This is a genomic window from Mycobacterium sp. 1423905.2 (assembly GCF_001673155.1).
Classification (GTDB): Bacteria; Actinomycetota; Actinomycetes; order Mycobacteriales; family Mycobacteriaceae; genus Mycobacterium.
In genome coordinates, this window is the sequence record NZ_LZLE01000275.1 from 1 (window position 1) to 15,484 (window position 15,484).

At 66.0% G+C, this 15,484-nt stretch carries 16 protein-coding genes; 6 read left to right on the forward strand and 10 right to left on the reverse strand.

The window, feature by feature from the left end; all coding sequences use genetic code 11:
* Positions 1-817, reverse strand: an 817-nt coding sequence (locus tag A9W95_RS18145; RefSeq protein ID WP_067415747.1) for an NAD(P)-dependent oxidoreductase, incomplete at its 3' end; no start/stop codon positions are given.
* Positions 818-942: 125 nt separating this feature from the next.
* Here A9W95_RS18145 and A9W95_RS18150 point away from each other — a divergent pair.
* On the forward strand, positions 943-1,743 hold the full coding sequence (locus A9W95_RS18150; RefSeq protein ID WP_067415750.1) for a lysophospholipid acyltransferase family protein: 801 nt from the start codon (positions 943-945) through the stop codon (positions 1,741-1,743).
* Between the two features lie 13 nt (positions 1,744-1,756).
* Positions 1,757-3,166, forward strand: coding sequence for a wax ester/triacylglycerol synthase family O-acyltransferase (locus A9W95_RS18155; RefSeq protein WP_172826648.1), 1,410 nt, complete (start codon positions 1,757-1,759; stop codon positions 3,164-3,166).
* A gap of 4 nt (positions 3,167-3,170) precedes the next feature.
* On the opposite strand, the gene purQ is transcribed toward A9W95_RS18155, so the two are convergent.
* The 3 genes from purQ to A9W95_RS18170 all read right to left on the reverse strand — a co-directional run bounded on the left by purQ (position 3,171) and on the right by A9W95_RS18170 (position 4,950).
* Complete coding sequence (purQ, locus tag A9W95_RS18160; RefSeq protein ID WP_067415755.1) at positions 3,171-3,845, reverse strand: phosphoribosylformylglycinamidine synthase subunit PurQ; 675 nt, start codon at positions 3,843-3,845, stop codon at positions 3,171-3,173.
* Complete coding sequence (purS, locus tag A9W95_RS18165; protein ID WP_067415758.1) at positions 3,842-4,081, reverse strand: phosphoribosylformylglycinamidine synthase subunit PurS; 240 nt, start codon at positions 4,079-4,081, stop codon at positions 3,842-3,844. Before purS ends, purQ begins: the two co-directional genes overlap by 4 nt.
* Positions 4,082-4,224: 143 nt before the next feature.
* Positions 4,225-4,950: an ATPase gene (locus A9W95_RS18170; RefSeq protein WP_172826649.1), complete on the reverse strand. Its 726-nt coding sequence runs from the start codon at positions 4,948-4,950 to the stop codon at positions 4,225-4,227.
* Here A9W95_RS18170 and A9W95_RS18175 point away from each other — a divergent pair.
* A complete protein-coding gene (locus tag A9W95_RS18175) occupies positions 4,927-5,565 on the forward strand; it encodes an MBL fold metallo-hydrolase (RefSeq protein ID WP_067415764.1) in 639 nt (212 codons plus the stop codon). The genes A9W95_RS18170 and A9W95_RS18175 overlap by 24 nt on opposite strands.
* On the opposite strand, the gene A9W95_RS18180 is transcribed toward A9W95_RS18175, so the two are convergent.
* Together A9W95_RS18180 and A9W95_RS18185 are read right to left on the reverse strand one after the other, a co-directional pair.
* Positions 5,562-7,232: an FAD-binding dehydrogenase gene (locus A9W95_RS18180; RefSeq protein ID WP_067415767.1), complete on the reverse strand. Its 1,671-nt coding sequence runs from the start codon at positions 7,230-7,232 to the stop codon at positions 5,562-5,564. The two genes, A9W95_RS18175 and A9W95_RS18180, sit on opposite strands and share 4 nt — an antisense overlap.
* A 37-nt stretch (positions 7,233-7,269) precedes the next feature.
* Complete coding sequence (locus tag A9W95_RS18185) at positions 7,270-7,974, reverse strand: DUF2334 domain-containing protein (RefSeq protein WP_067415770.1); 705 nt, start codon at positions 7,972-7,974, stop codon at positions 7,270-7,272.
* A 106-nt stretch (positions 7,975-8,080) separates the two neighbouring features.
* Between A9W95_RS18185 and A9W95_RS18190 the strand changes: the two genes are divergently transcribed.
* Positions 8,081-9,685: a DHA2 family efflux MFS transporter permease subunit gene (locus A9W95_RS18190; RefSeq protein ID WP_067415773.1), complete on the forward strand. Its 1,605-nt coding sequence runs from the start codon at positions 8,081-8,083 to the stop codon at positions 9,683-9,685.
* A 4-nt stretch (positions 9,686-9,689) separates the two neighbouring features.
* On the opposite strand, the gene A9W95_RS18195 is transcribed toward A9W95_RS18190, so the two are convergent.
* Positions 9,690-10,253, reverse strand: a complete 564-nt coding sequence (locus tag A9W95_RS18195) for a TetR/AcrR family transcriptional regulator (RefSeq protein WP_067415774.1) — start codon at positions 10,251-10,253, stop codon at positions 9,690-9,692.
* Positions 10,254-10,351: 98 nt separating this feature from the next.
* Between A9W95_RS18195 and A9W95_RS18200 the strand changes: the two genes are divergently transcribed.
* Positions 10,352-10,798 carry a hypothetical protein gene (locus A9W95_RS18200; RefSeq protein WP_067415777.1) on the forward strand — a complete coding sequence of 149 codons (447 nt, stop codon included), beginning with the start codon at positions 10,352-10,354 and terminating at the stop codon, positions 10,796-10,798.
* Here A9W95_RS18200 and A9W95_RS18205 read toward each other — a convergent pair.
* Both A9W95_RS18205 and A9W95_RS18210 read right to left on the reverse strand, forming a co-directional pair.
* Positions 10,727-12,889, reverse strand: a complete 2,163-nt coding sequence (locus A9W95_RS18205; protein ID WP_067415779.1) for a S9 family peptidase — start codon at positions 12,887-12,889, stop codon at positions 10,727-10,729. The genes A9W95_RS18200 and A9W95_RS18205 overlap by 72 nt on opposite strands.
* Positions 12,886-13,779, reverse strand: a complete 894-nt coding sequence (locus A9W95_RS18210; RefSeq protein WP_067415782.1) for a phosphoribosylaminoimidazolesuccinocarboxamide synthase — start codon at positions 13,777-13,779, stop codon at positions 12,886-12,888. Before A9W95_RS18210 ends, A9W95_RS18205 begins: the two co-directional genes overlap by 4 nt.
* A gap of 52 nt (positions 13,780-13,831) precedes the next feature.
* Between A9W95_RS18210 and A9W95_RS26945 the strand changes: the two genes are divergently transcribed.
* The gene (locus tag A9W95_RS26945) at positions 13,832-14,452 is read left to right on the forward strand and encodes a hypothetical protein (RefSeq protein ID WP_067415785.1); all 621 of its coding nucleotides are present in this window, start codon (positions 13,832-13,834) and stop codon (positions 14,450-14,452) included.
* On the opposite strand, the gene A9W95_RS26950 is transcribed toward A9W95_RS26945, so the two are convergent.
* Positions 14,433-15,484 (reverse strand): tellurite resistance/C4-dicarboxylate transporter family protein (locus A9W95_RS26950; RefSeq protein WP_371328091.1); only part of this gene is annotated, 1,052 nt, incomplete at its 5' end. The two genes, A9W95_RS26945 and A9W95_RS26950, sit on opposite strands and share 20 nt — an antisense overlap.

The window sequence follows — 15,484 nt, forward strand, 5'->3', positions numbered from 1 at the left end:
CGAACCAATCGTCGTCGCTGTCGGGGTTGCCCGGCCGGCCACCCGGGAGGATGTCGGCCAACCCCATCGCCGCGGCCAGCGCTGCGCCCACTTCGCCCTGGCGCAGCAGGTGCGATTCGTCGCCGCCGATTAAGAGGATCTCACCGGCCACATCCGCGGTGACGGCCGCGGCGAAGGCAGCCGCGACATCGCGCACGTCGACGGTGTGCACCCGACCGTCGGTGGGCAGCGCGCTTTCGAAGAACAGCGCATCGGCGCTGAACGGCATGGCACCCAGGTCGACGCTCATCACCGCGGCCAACCGCAGGATCACCCACTCCATGCTCGAGGAGCGCACGTACGCCTCGACCTCGGTCTTGTGGGCCCCGTACAGATCCGACGGGCGTGGTGGAGTATCTGGGCGCAACAACTCTTGGTACCGATGCGGGTTGCGGGCACCGTGAACGGCGTTGCTGGAAGCCTGGATGAACCGGACATGATTGCGGGCGCGTTCCGCCGCGCGCAGCAGCGCCACTGTGGCGTCCACATTGACCCGACGGGCGAGCTCGCGCTGCTGGTAGATCACCGGCGGAATCACTGCCGCCAGGTGGATGATCACCGTGGGTGAGGTTTCCGCGACGAGGCGGTCCACCTCGTTCTCATCGGTGAGGTCCGCCCATCGGGCCTGGACTCCGGCAGGCAGTGACCGAGCCGCCTTGCGCTGAACGGCGGTGCCCAGATCGGTGGCCACCACCTGATGCCCGTCCGCGGCCAGCCGGCGGACGGTTTGGGATCCGACTAGCCCGAAACCGCCTGTGACAAGGACCTTTTCGGCCATCTCAACCTCGGGAAGATGTTCGCTCGCTTACGGATATGACATTCTCTTAAAACGAGAGTAGCATATGCTCAAACGCGCAAACTCCTGGTCGCAGCCGGCCGAGGAGTCCAACGGAGGGCAGTAGCGTGACAGCGGGCGACGATCGCGAAATCGCCAAATGGGATCCGGCGTTCACCAAACAAGTGGTCGACGCGATCGGTCCGCTGCTCAAGGGCTGGCACCGCGCCGAAGTGCGAAACCTCGGCAACATCCCCGCGGCCGGTGGAGCGCTGGTGGTGTCCAACCACTCCGGGGGCATGCTGACCCCGGACGTGATGATCTTCAGCCCCGCCTTTTACGCCGCCTTCGGTTACGACCGGCCCGTCTATACGTTGGGCCATTACGGACTGTTCGTCGGGCCGCTGCAGAGTTGGTTGCGTCGGCTCGGCGTCATTGAGGCCAGTCGTGAAAACGCGGCTGCCGCACTCCGTTCCGGCGCGGTGGTATTGGTGTTTCCCGGCGGTGACTACGACTCCTACCGCCCCACCTTGAGCGCCAATACGGTGGACTTCAACGGGCGCACGGGTTACGTGCGCACCGCCATCGAAGCCGGCGTGCCGATTGTCCCCACGGTGTCCATCGGCGCTCAGGAGACCCAGCTGTTCTTGACGCGCGGCAACTGGCTGGCGCGCAGACTTGGGCTGACCAAGGCGCGGCTGGACATTCTGCCGCTGAGTTTCGGCGTCCCGTTCGGAATGAGCATGATCTTTCCGCCAAATCTGCCGCTGCCGTCCAAGATCGTCACCGAGGTGCTCGAACCGATCGACGTGACGGCCCGGTTCGGTGCGGACCCCGACGTCAGCGAGGTCGACGCCTATGTCCGTTCGGTGATGGAGAACGCGTTGCAGCGCCTGGCCGCGCAGCGCCGCTTCCCCGTCCTCGGATGACGGGTGTGTGCGGGTGAGACGTCTCAACGGTATGGACGCCATGCTGGTGTACAGCGAGACACCGAACTTGCACACGCACACGTTGAAGGTGGCGGTGATCGACGCTTCCGAATTCGACGGTGATTTCGGTTTCGAGGTGTTCCGACACCATCTGCGCCGTCGCTTGCATTTATTGGATCCATTGCGCTACAAGCTGGTTGACATCCCGTTTCGCCTACACCATCCGATGTGGCTGGAGGACTGCGAGGTCGACCTGAACTATCACCTGCGGCGGGTGCAGGTCCCAGCACCCGGCGGCCGGCGAGAGTTGGACCAAGTGATCGGCGAAGTAGCGTCCACGCCACTGGACCGCAGGCGGCCGCTGTGGGAGTTCCACTTCGCCGAGGGATTGGCCGACAACCGGTTCGCCGTGATCGGCAAGGTGCATCACGCACTGGCCGACGGTGTCGCCTCGGCCAACCTGCTGGCCCGCGCGATGGATCTGAAGGACGCGGTCACCGATGAGCGCGATCCAGGGCAAGCGTGTGTCACTCCCGCGCCGGTCGACCTGGTGCGTGCGGCACTGCGCGACCACCTGCGTCAAGCCGCTCAACTGCCCGGCTTGCTGAAGGACGCGGCGGTGGGGATGGCTCGAGTGCGCCGCCGGTCCCGGCAACGGGAGAACCATCCCGATCTGGCCGACGCGTTCAGCGCGCCACCGACTTTCATGAACCATGTGGTGTCGGCGCAGCGCCAATTCGCAAGTGCGACATTGCCGTTGGCTGAAGCGAAGGCGACCGCGGCCGGGTTGGGCGTCACCATCAACGACCTGATCCTCACCGTAGCCGCCGGCGGACTGCGAAAGCTGTTGCTGCGGTATGACGGTCACGCGGACCGACCGATCATCGCCTCGGTACCTACAGCCACCGACAAGTCCGAACGCGTCACCGGTAACGAGATCAGCGGATTAATGGTGTCCCTGCCGGTGCACGTCGCCGACCCGGCCGAGCGGGCCCGTCTGGTCGCGCTGGCCACCCGTATCGCCAAGGAAGACCACGAGATCATGGGGCCACGCCTGTACGGGCGCTTGATGGCCTACCTGCCGGCGGCAATCGCTCCAGCGGCGTTTCGCTGGCTGGCGCGACGGGAGGGGCCGAACAAAATGATGAACGTGGCGGTGTCCAGTGTCATGGGTCCGCGTGAGCGCGGCCACTTCGGTGGGGCGCCGGTCAGCGAGATTTATTCCACCGGAGTGCTTTCCCCAGGCGCCCCGGTCAACATCACCGTGTGGAGTTATGCGGATCGACTGGACATTGCCGTGCTCACCGATGACCAGACCTTCGACGACGCGCACGACGCGACCGACGCGCTGTGTTCGGCGTTCGAGGAACTGCGGGACACTGCGAATCCGCCCGCCCCGCGTCGGGTAGGCAATTCCGCCTGATTCGTCAGGCGGTGAGGACGGCGTCGAGTGCCGAGTAGAACAGACCCAGGCCGTCGTCGGAGGGACCGGTCAACGCCTCGATGGCATGTTCGGGATGCGGCATCAGCCCGACGACGCGACCGTTGGCTGAGCTGATGCCGGCGATGTCTCGCAGCGAACCGTTGATGTTGTCGTGGTAGCGGAAGACCACCCGGCCCTCGCCTTCTAGCTCGTCGAGCACTTCCTGGGGCGCCACGTAGCGGCCCTCGCCGGATTTCAGCGGAATCAGCACATCAACGTCGTCCTCGAAGCGTGACGTCCAGGCGGTCGACGTCGAGGCCACCCGCAACCACACGTCGCGGCAGACGAAGTGCAGACCGGCGTTACGGGTCAGCGCTCCGGGCAGTAGTCCTGCTTCACACAGCACCTGAAACCCGTTGCAGATGCCCAACACCGGCATGCCCTGCTCGGCGGCCTCGACCACTTCACCCATCACCGGGGCGAACCTGGCGATGGCCCCTGCGCGCAGGTAGTCACCGTAAGAGAAGCCGCCCGGCACCACCACAGCATCGACGCCCTTGAGGTCGGCGTCGGCGTGCCACAGTGCGACCGGCTCGGCGCCGACCCGTCGCGCCGCACGGGCGGCGTCCACGTCATCGAGGGTGCCCGGAAACGTGATGACGCCGATGCGGGCGCTCACGTGGCTTCCCTGGTAATGGTCCAGTCCTCGATCACCGTGTTCGCCAGGAGTGATTCGGCGATCTCGGCCAAAGTCGAATCGTCGACAGTGTCGTCGACCTCCAACTCAAATCTCTTGCCTTGCCGAACATCCGAGATTCCAGGGTGGCCAAGCCGGCCCAATGCACCGACGATCGCTTGCCCCTGGGGGTCAAGGATCTCAGCTTTGGGCATCACGTGTACGACCACCCGGCTCACCGGCGCTCCTCCTCAACTTCGGCAAGAGGTCCGTGCCAACTCTACCGGTGCAGCGGGTGCGACGCCGATGACCACTACGACCCGGCCCGCTCGCTGTGTCCGCGTTTGCCCGCCGGCACGCGAAAGACCATGCGCGACGGGTGCTATGAACACGAGGCGATATAGGCCTCGCACAACGGCGCTGTCATGGCGTCTAGCACGGCCGAGTCGGCGACCACCGGCCACGGCACCTGCGGCGCACTCGCCCACAACGTCAGTTCGCTGATTGTGCTGCTGGCCACATGCGCGAGCAGATAGGTGTGCACGACGACCGGACCGCTGATCACCGCTGCCATGCGGGTCGGCTCGTCGTCGGTGACCGACGGTGACTGCGTGGGTGCGCCCGCCTGGCACGTCCGCAATGCGGCCACCGCGCTGCCGAACACCGATGCGGCGACCGCGCCGCCGCGGGCGGTGTCTCCCCGCCAGTGCAGGATCTGGGCCTGTAGCTGCCACTGCCCGTCGGGGTGCGCGACGGTCACCTGGGCGGCGACCGCGGCGTCGCGGCTGTCCTGCGGGGCGGCGGGGGTGGCGCATACCTGCTCGAACTTGAACCGCGGTGTCGTGCGGGTCAGCGCACCGGCCGCGGCGCTCAACTCGGGCCAGGCGTAGACCGAATCCATCGGCACCGACCGCCGCTGGATCCAGGCGGTATTCGGGATCTGATCGCAGATCGGCGGGCAAGTCTCGGGGTCGGCCTGCACAGTGGGCACCACCAGCACGGCGACCATCAGCTGGCCGGCGACCACCATGGTCGCCAGGAACACCCGCACCTGCATGGTCCCCATCAGGGCACAATCGTAAGCATGCAACTGACGCATTTCGGGCATTCGTGCCTGCTCGCCGAGTTCGGTGACACTCGTCTGCTGTTCGACCCCGGCACCTTCGCGCACGGATTCGAAGGCATCACCGGCCTGTCGGCCATCGTGATCACCCATCAGCACCCGGACCACGTCGACGGCACCCGGTTACCCGCGCTGCTGGACGGGAACCCGAACGCCTCGCTGTACGCCGACCCGCAGACCACCGAACAGCTGGGTTCCCCGTGCCAGGCGGTCCATGTGGGTGATGAGCTGACGGTCGGACAGCTCAGGTTGCGCGCCGTCGGCGGTAAGCATGCGGTCATTCACCCGGAATTGCCTGTGATAGATAACATTTCATTCCTGGTCGACGAGGGTGAGCGACGGGCCCGGCTGATGCATCCCGGCGATGCACTGTTCGTGCCCGACGAGCCCGTCGAGGTGCTGGCGACTCCGGCCGCCGCCCCGTGGATGAAGATCTCCGAGGCCGTCGACTACTTGCGCGCGGTGGCCCCCGCACACGCTGTGCCGATCCACCAGGGCATCGTGGCCCCCGATGCGCGCGGCATCTACTACGGCCGGCTCACCGAGATGACCAGCGTCGACTTCCAGGTGCTCCCCGAAGAGAGCGCGGTCACCTTCTAGGTGATGTCCTGTGCGGCACCGCGACCGGCGGCGCGGCCGGAGAAGATGCAGCCGCCCAGGAAGGTGCCTTCCAAGGCCCGATACCCATGCACCCCGCCGCCGCCGAAGCCGGCCACCTCGCCGGCGGCGTACAGCCCGGTGACCGGCGTACCGTCGGACTTCATCACCCTGGAATCCAGGTCGGTTTCGATGCCGCCCAACGTCTTTCGGGTAAGGATGTGCAGCTTCACCGCGATCAGCGGCCCGGCCTTCGGATCGGTGATCCGGTGCGGAGCGACCACCCGGCCGAGCCGATCACCGCGGTAATTGCGAGCCGCTCGGATGGCGGTGACCTGCCCGTCCTTGGTGTATTTGTTGGCGACCTCGCGATCGCGGGCGGTGACCGCGGCTTCGACCGTGTGGTAGTCCAGCTGCGCGACGTCGGGCAGCTTGTTCATGGCGTCGACCAAGTCGCGCAACGAGTCAGCACTGACGAAATCCACCCCCCGGTCGATGAACGCCTGCACCGGTCCCGGCGGCCCGTGCCGAGCGCGGTTGCGTACCAGTTCGCGCACACTTTGCCCGGTCAAGTCCGGGTTCTGCTCCTGACCGGAGAGGGCGAATTCCTTCTCGATGATCTTGCTGTTCAAGATGAACCAGGTGTAGTCGTAACCAGACTTGGTGATGTATTCCAGGGTGCCCAGCGTGTCGAAACCGGGGTACAGCGGAACCGGCAGCCGCTTGCCGTCGGCATCGAGCCACAGCGACGAGGGGCCGGGGATGATCCGGATGCCGTGGTCGGGCCAGATCGAGTCGTAATTGGTGATGCCCTCGGTGTAATGCCACATCCGGTCGGGATTGATCACCCGCGCCCCGGCCTGCTGGGCGATGCCGATCATCCTGCCGTCCACGTGGGCCGGCACCCCGCTCAGCAATTGTTCGGGGACGCGGCCCATCCGGGGCGGCCAGTTCTTGCGCACCAGCTCGTGATTGCCGCCGATGCCGCCACTGGTCACGATCACCGCCGAGGCGCGAAACTCGAAGTCTCGCACTTTGTTTCGCGACGACGCGACCCCACGTGCGGCGTCCGACGCCTCCAGTACGGTGCCGCGCACACCGGTCACGGCGCCGCCGTCGACGATCAGCTCGTCGACCTGATGGCGGTGTGCGAAGCGAACCTTGGCGTGATTGCGCAGCCGACGGGCGAAGATTTCCACCAGTACCGGACCGGTGCCCCAGGTGATGTGAAACCGAGGCACCGAATTACCGTGCCCCTGCGCGTCGTATCCGCCACGTTCGGCCCAGCCGACCAGCGGGAAGATTTTCAGTCCCCGCTCGCGCAGCCAACTGCGCTTCTCTCCGGCCGCGAAATCGACGTAGGCGTGCGCCCACTGCCGTGGCCAGTAGTCCTCAGGCCGGTCAAACGCCGCTGTGCCCAGCCAGTCCTGCAAGGCGAGCTCGTGGCTGTCCCGAATGCCCAGCCGGCGCTGCTCGGGGCTGTCGACGAAGAACAGACCGCCGAAAGACCAGAACGCCTGCCCACCCAGGTTGGCGCTGTTCTCCTGGTCCACGATCAGCACGCGCAAGCCGCGCTCGACCAGTTCGCACGCGGCTACCAGGCCCGACAGCCCGGCTCCGACGATGATCGCGTCGGTAGTGCCGTCGTCACCGGCCCATGTTGCGCTCATGTCGGTACAGGGTAGTGCCCTTGCCCAGGGCGGTCTGTTACGCGGCGTCGAGGACGGCTTTGTTGGGCCGCCAGCTGTACACCATCGGAGTGCATTCGTGCAGTAAAGCCAGGTCAACGGCGTCAATCATGGCCTGCAACGGGCCCGGCTTGGACAAGTGGCGAGCGGCCACGGCGATGCGGACCACGCCGCCGCGCCGGGCGATGCGCTCGGCCGACATGACGACCATGCGGCACCACCACGGCTCGGTGAGGAATCCTTCACCGATGCCCAGCACCCGGGCGCGCACGGTGGATCTGCGGACTAAATCGGTGATGCCGTGATAGTCGGCTAGCAATCGGAAACCGTTGCCCGGCAACGCTTTGATAACGCCCGGTGACACCGTCCAGCCCGGCGCCGCGAACAACCGGGTGCGCAGTCCGAGGTGTTCGAGCACCCGATCGGCCGCCACCAGCCGCAGGTTCGCCTCGTGCGCGTGCAGCGTCGCGAACTCGCCGCGGCGCTTCTTGGTAGCCGCTTCGTCATAGCCGTGCAGGACCACCGCGTCACCGCCAGCGCGCCTGCTGCTCAGCCAGTCGACGGTCACCGGGTCACGATCGAGCCGGTAGTCATTGCGCAGCCGGGGCGCGACCAACAGCGACACCGGCACCGAGCGGGCGTCCATCTGCGCACAGAAGGCGTCGACTTCGGTCAGGGTTCGGTCCCCGATACCGGACACCGAGACGATCAATTTTCCAGACACGCTGCCAGTTTGCCGATTCCAGGTTTCCGGACAGTAAAGGACACGCAGACGGCAGACGTATATCGCCGCCACCGGGCGCCGGGCCGGTTGGATCACTGCTATCGATATGCTCAGCAACGCCATGGAGAAGGCGAATTCCGCACCGTCGGCCGCGGCGCAACCTACCACCGGCACGGGCCAATCCCGCGCCGGCGAACATGGCTACCCCGACAAGCTCGACGTGGCCACGCTACGGATTGCCGGCGTGTGTGTGTTGGCGTCGGTCATGGCGATCCTCGACGTCACCGTGGTGAGCGTCGCGCAGCGCACCTTCATCCTCGAATTCGGTTCCACGCAGGCGGTCGTGGCCTGGACCATGACCGGTTACACCCTGGCACTGACCACCGTGATCCCGATAACCGGTTGGGCCGCCGACCGTTTCGGCACCAAGCGCCTCTGGATGGGCTCGGTCCTGGCGTTCACGTTCGGCTCCCTGTTGTGCGCGATGGCGCCGAACATCTTGCTGCTGATCGTGTTTCGTGTGGTGCAGGGAATCGGTGGCGGCATGCTGATGCCATTGGGGTTCATGATCTTGACCCGCGTCGCAGGTCCCAGGCGGCTCGGACGCATGATGGCGGTGCTGGGCATTCCCATGCTGCTCGGCCCGATTTGTGGCCCCATTCTGGGTGGCTGGTTGATCGGTACCCTCAGCTGGCCGTGGATTTTCCTGGTCAACTTGCCGATCGGGCTGACCGCATTTGCCCTTGCCGCGCACGAATTTCCGCCCGACCGGCCCGCGCCATCAGAGACGTTCGACCTGATCGGCGTGTTGCTGCTGTCACCGGGACTGGCGACATTCCTGTTCGGCGTGTCATCGATCCCGGCCCGCGGCACCGTAGCCGATCGCCATGTGCTGGTGCCGGCGACCGCGGGCCTCGTGCTGATCGGCGCCTTCGTCTTTCGCGCTTGGTACCGCACCGACCATCCGCTCATCGACTTGCGCCTGTACCGCAACCGCGTGTTCAGCCAAGCCAGTGTGACGCTGTTGTTTTTCGCGGTCGCGTTCTTCGGCACGGGCCTGTTGCTACCCAGCTACTTGCAGCAGGCGCTGCACCAAACACCGATGCAGTCCGGGGTCTTCCTGATCCCGCAGGGCCTGGGCGCCATGCTGACCATGCCAGTCGCCGGTGCATTCATGGACCGGCATGGACCGGGCAAGAGTGTGCTGTTCGGCCTGACGTTGCTGACAACCGGGCTCGCCACCTTCACCCTGGGCGTCGCCCGCGATGCGGACTACGCGCCCACACTATTGACCGGGCTGGCGATCATGGGTATGGGCATGGGCTGCACCATGATGCCGCTCTCCGGGGCTGCGGTACAGACGTTGACCCCGCACGAGATCGCGCGCGGTTCGACGCTGCTCAGCGTCAACCAGCAAGTCGGCGGCTCGATCGGGACCGCGCTGATGTCGGTGGTACTGACCAATCAGTTCAACCGCAGTGAAAACATCGCGGCGGCGAACAAGCTCGCGTCGCTCCAGCAGGGCGCCGCGCGACACGGCACGCCCGTCGACCCGAAGACCATCCCAGCGCCAGCGCTTGCCCCGGACTTCAGTGGCAAAGTGCTGCACGACTTGTCGCACTCTTACTCCGTGGTGCTCGTCCTGGCGTGCGCGCTCATGGCGATGACGTTGATCCCGGCGTCGTTCCTGCCCAAGAAGCCCGCCGCCTGATCGCTTAGGCGTCGAACAACATGGCGGCCAACCGCGCCACCGTCGCCATCGGATCGCTCGCGCGCACTTGTGGATTGACCGCATCGTTGAGCCACAACGTCGAGAAGCCGTGCACCAGTGACCATGCCGCCAGTTGGGCGCCGGCGGGATCGGCTTGTGCGTTCGGATCGCGCAAGGTCGCTACGCCGCGCGCCAATTCGGCACCGGCGGCGGCCTCGGCCGCGACCAGCGCAGCGTCCGAGCCGTCCACCAACGTTTTGTTGAACATCACCTGATAGTGGCCGGGGTGGTCGATGGCGAACCGGACATACGCCAGGGCCGCGTCGGCAAACTGCGGCCGCGCGTCGATGAGCGCCTGCGCCAACAGCCGAAAACCCTGGGTGGCCAGCGCGGTAAACAGGCCACGACGGTCGGTGAAGTGATGCGCCGGCGCCGCGTGCGACACACCGGCGTCCCGAGCCAGTTCCCGCAGTGAAACGCGATCAGCGCCCCGTTCGGCCACCAGACGAGCGGCCTCGGCCAGGATGACCGCGGGCAGGTCGCCGTGGTGATACGCGGACCGAGACATGGGGCCAGCTTACCTCGAGAATCTTGACAGTGACTAGATGTCGGGTTACGGTCGGCCGCAGTGCAAACTTGTCAGTGTCTAGTTAGGGGAGGCGCCCAATGGCTCCACTCGTCGCGTTGCTGGTCGGCAGCATCGTCGCTCGGATCGTGGGCTGGTGCGGGGTGGGCTACGTCGACGACTGGATCGCGGCCATCGCCGTGGGACTGGCGGTGATGTTCGTGGTCACCGGCGTCGCGCACTTTGTTCCGCCGCTGCGCCGGGATCTGGTCGCGATCATTCCGCCTCGGTTGCCGGCTGCGGGAGCGCTGGTCACGATCACGGGCGTGCTGGAGTTGGCCGGCGCAGCGGCGCTGTTCTGGCCGGCAACCCGGGTGGCGGCGGCGCTCTGTCTGCTGCTGTTGATGCTGGCCATGTTCCCGGCCAACGTCTACGCCGCGCGCATGCCGCAGCCGCCGAAGTCGATGACGATGCGGCTAGGCGTGCGCACCGCCGAGGAGTTCGTCTTCCTGACCGCCGCTGTCGTAGTCGCCGTTGGCGGCAGCTAGCAACCAGGCGTACTGGAAAGCGGTTTCCTTCCAGCGCTCGTAGCGGCCGCTGATTCCGCCGTGTCCAGCATGCATCTGCGTCTTCAACAACACCGGGTTGCCGGTGGGATTGGCCCCGCCATTGGCGTGCCGCAGTGCCGCCACCCATTTAGCCGGCTCCACGTAGTACACCCTGGTGTCATTGAGCGACGTCATGGCCAGAATGGCCGGATAGTCCTGGGTCGCGACGTTCTCGTACGGCGAATACGACTTCATGTAGGCGTAGACATCGCTGTCGCTCAACGGATTCCCCCACTCGTCCCACTCGGTGACGGTCAGCGGCAACGAGGGATCCAAAATGGTGGTCAACGGGTCGACGAACGGCACCTGCGCCAGGATGCCGGCGAAGAGCTGCGGCGCCATGTTGGCCACCGCACCCATCAACAGTCCGCCGGCGCTGCCCCCGGAGGCCACCAACTGCTCCGGCCGGGTCAGCCCGGAATCCACCAAATGCTGTGCGACGGCGATGAAGTCGGTGAAGGTGTTCCTCTTCTGCAGCAGCTTGCCGTGTTCGTACCAGAGCCGTCCCATCTCGCCACCGCCACGAACGTGAGCGATGACGAACACCATGCCGCGATCCAGCAACGACAGCCGGGCGATGGAAAAGCGTGGGTCTTCGCAGATCTCGTAGGCGCCGTAGCCGTATACCATTGCGGAAGCTGGAAATTGGACGTCGGATCGGTGCACTATCGAGATCGGGATGCGGGCGCCGTCCTCGGCGTGTGCCCAGTCCCGTCGTTCCACGTAGTCCTCGCGGCGGTAGTCGCCGAGCACCGGTTGTTCGCGCAGCAAGATGCGCTCCCCGGTGAGCAGGTCCAGGTCGTAGATGCGTACCGGGGTGAGGAACGAGCCGGCACCGAAGCGCAATCGCGGTGAGTCCCAGTTCGGGTTGGCGCCCAGCCCGGCCGACATCAGCTCGGAGTCGAAAGAAATCTCCTCGGGCTGACCGTAGTCACCGGCGGAGCTCAACGGCCACAATTGGATTCGGGGCAACGCCGCCCGCCGATAGCTCACCACCAGGTGGCCGGCGAAGGCGTCCACGCCGTCGAGGCGGACGTCATCGCGGTGCGGAATCAAGGTGCGCTGCTGCTGGTAATCACCGACGGGCGCGTCGACCAACGTGAAGTTGACGGCTCCTTCGTTGTGCAGGATCAGAAATCGGTCTTGGCCCCCGACCACCGCGTGCTCCACCGAGTACTCCACGCCCTCGCGGCGCGGTGACACTACGGCGAACTCCGCGTCGGGGTCGGTGGCGTCGGCGTAACGGATCTCTGAAGTGATGGACGACCCCGCCGCGATGATCACATAGGCGTTGCTGCGGGTGCGTCCCACGCCAAGCCAAAAGCGCTCGTCAGCTTCGTGATACACCTGTTCGGCGGAATCGACCTCGCCGAATCGATACCGCCACACGGTGTCCGGACGCCAAGCGGCGTCCACTGTGATGTAGTAGACGGTGCGGTTGTCGGCGGCCCAGGTGGCACCGGCCCCGATACCCACGATCTCGTCGGGATAGAGCTCCCCGGTGCGTAGATCTTTGAATCGCAGGGTGTATCGCTCGTCGCCGATGACGTCGACGGAGAACGCCAGAAGATTGCCGTCCAGGCTTACGCTCGCGGCGCCGAGTGCGAAGAATTCGTGACCGTCAGCTTCATCGTTCTCGTCAAGCAGCACCTGCTCCCCAGGAATCTCGGTGTCCTCGTCGAACCGCGGCGGATCCCAGTCGTCGGGATTGCTGACCGGGCAACGGCAGTGGACGCCGTATTGTTTGCCCTCGAAGGTGCGCGCGTAGTACCACCACTCGCCGCGCCGCGTCGGTACCGACAAGTCGGTTTCCTTGGTGCGGGCTTTGATCTCGTCGAAGATTCGTTGCCGTAGTGGCTCGAGGTGGGCGGTGTGCTGCTCGACGTAGTCGTTCTCGGCCTCGAGGTAGCCGACGACTTCGGGATTCTCCTTGTCGCGCAACCACTCGTAGGGGTCGACGAAGACGTCACCGTGATGCTCGCGTCGAGTCTCCACCCGCTTGGCCACGGGCGGCGTGGTGGCGGCAGTCATGCGCTCGGACCGATCCAGTCACCGAAGCTCAGTCCCGAAATACGTTCGTAGGCTTCGATGTAACGCTTTCGGGTGGCTTCGATGATGTCATCCGGCAGGGGTGGTGGCGGCCGGGTACCGCCGCGGTCCCAGCCGGATGCCGGGCTGGTGAGCCAATTGCGGACGAACTGCTTGTCGAAGCTGGTCTGCACCACACCGGGCCGATAGTCGTCGGCCGGCCAATACCGTGAGGAGTCGGGCGTGAAAATCTCGTCGGCCAGCACCAGGGTGCCGTCGGAGTCCGTGCCGAATTCGAATTTGGTGTCGGCGATGATGATTCCCCTCGTCAGTGCGTGCTCGGCGGCCTGCACGTAGATTTGCAGCGTCTGCTCGCGCAACTGGTTGGCGTGCTCGGTACCCACCAGCTCGACGACCCGGTCGAACGAGATGTTCTCGTCGTGGTCGCCGAGTGCGGCTTTGGTCGCCGGGGTGAACAGCGGTGTGTCGAACTTGCTGGCTTCGACCAGGCCGGGCGGCAACCCGATACCGCAGACCTTGCCGGTCGCCTGATAATCCAGCAACCCCGAACCGGTCAGATAACCGCGGGCGACGCATTCGACCGGCATCATCTGCAGTTGCCGTACGACTAGCGCACGGCCGAGCACCTGGTCGGGGATGCGCGGGTCGTCCGGCGGCCCGGCCAGATGATTTTGCGCGTCGACGAGGCCGAAGAAGAACACGCTCATCGCGGTCAGGATGCGACCCTTGTCCGGGATTTCGCTGTCCAGGACGTAGTCGTACGCCGAAATCCGGTCGCTGGCCACCAGCAGCAGGTGCTGGTCATCGACGCGATAGAGTTCGCGGACCTTGCCGCTGGCCAGGTGCTGGTAGTTGGACAACGCGGGGCGCATCGGGTCAGCCTATCGGGCAACGAACGAGTCATATTGTGCTGGGATCAGCCCTATGAGTCCGCGGTTTCTGCCCTACTCCACCCGACCCCTTCGACTGTTCGGCCAACTGATCAGCGACATCACCGTGACTTTGTGGACGGCGATATGGGTGCTGGTCGGCATGGCCGTGCACAGCGCCATCTCCACCATCGCCGAAGCGGGCCGGCAAGTGGAGCAGGGCGCGCACGGTATCGCCGGCAACTTGGGCTCGGCCGGCCACGGCGTGCAACGCGTCCCGTTGGTCGGCGACGCGTTGAGCAAGCCGCTCACCTCGGCGGCCGACGCGGCCCTCGACATCGCCGGAGCCGGGCATGATCTCGACACCACTGCGAGTTGGCTTGCGGTGGTGCTCGCGCTGGCGGTGGCCGCGACGCCGATCCTGGCCGTCGGCGGTCCGTGGCTGTACCTGCGGCTGCGGTTCTTCCGGCGCAAGTTGGTGGTGACCGCGCTGGCCGCAACGACGGCCGGCCAACAGTTGCTGGCGTTGCGGGCGTTGGCCAATCGGTCCCCCGGCAAACTGGCCGCCATCAGTGACGACCCGGTGGGCGGGTGGCGCCACGAAGATCCGGTCGTCATCCGCGGACTGGCCGCGCTGGAATTGCGGGCGGCCGGGGTCAGGCTGCGGGCTTACTGACCAGCCGCAGCAATCCGGCGCCGGCGACGACCACCCACGCGCTGAACGCGATCCAGAAGAACACCAAGGAGACGGTGCCCAACGACCGCTGGCCGAGCTCGGCGGCCATGGCGTCGGTCGCCGCCGAATACATGCCCAGCGGGAACACCATGGCCCACCAGACACCGGCGAAACGCAGCATCCGCTGATCGGTGCGCCGTACGCCGAAGTAGATCAGCACCGGGATCCACAGGCTGGCGGCGACCCAGGTGACCACGGTGGCGAGCCGAAGCGTCGGTGCCAGCCAACCGGAAGCCAGGTTGTGGATGCTTTCCCCGGCCAGCGTCGCAATGGCCAACCCGCCCATCAGGATCCACGAGTCGGGCTCGAATCCGTTGTGCTGGTGGAGTTCGGTGACGGCGCGCCACAGGATCAGCCAGGTCATGAGCGCGTAGATGCACAACGCTGCTACCCAGACCGGCACGGCGAACGCCAGCGGCCAGTGTCGTGGGGTGTGCCGGGCCACCTGGGTGGCCACGATAGCCAGACCGGAGGTGCCCACGCTGGCCAGTTCCCAGGCGCCGTGAGCCCGCGCACGCAGTACCGGGCCGCGGTGAACACACATATTGCGGACGGTGAGCGCCGTCAAGGCCAGCCACGCCGACAGCGCGACTCCCCCGAGCGTCGCCACCACCACCGGCTGCGCTGCCAGCCGGCTGTCCAGTACTGCGCACGCGGCCACGAAGGTGAACAGGCGCAGTGTCACATCAGGATCGGTGAGATCCCAGCGAATCCTGCCGAGCACCGCATACACCGCCACCAGCATGACCAGAACCAATAGGCCCGCGGTTGCCAGGACCCCCAACGTGTCGCTGATCCAGCGGTAATGCTGTAGATGAGCGGCGATCGACACGATGCCAGTGGCCATGACCGCCGCGAACACATCGGGAGCCGGCTCGACATCGGCGAGCCGCAGGTTCACCGCGCCTCGTGCAATTCCACGACCAGGTGGCGGATACCGGTATGGCGGTTGCTCCGCGTCCACTCGACGGC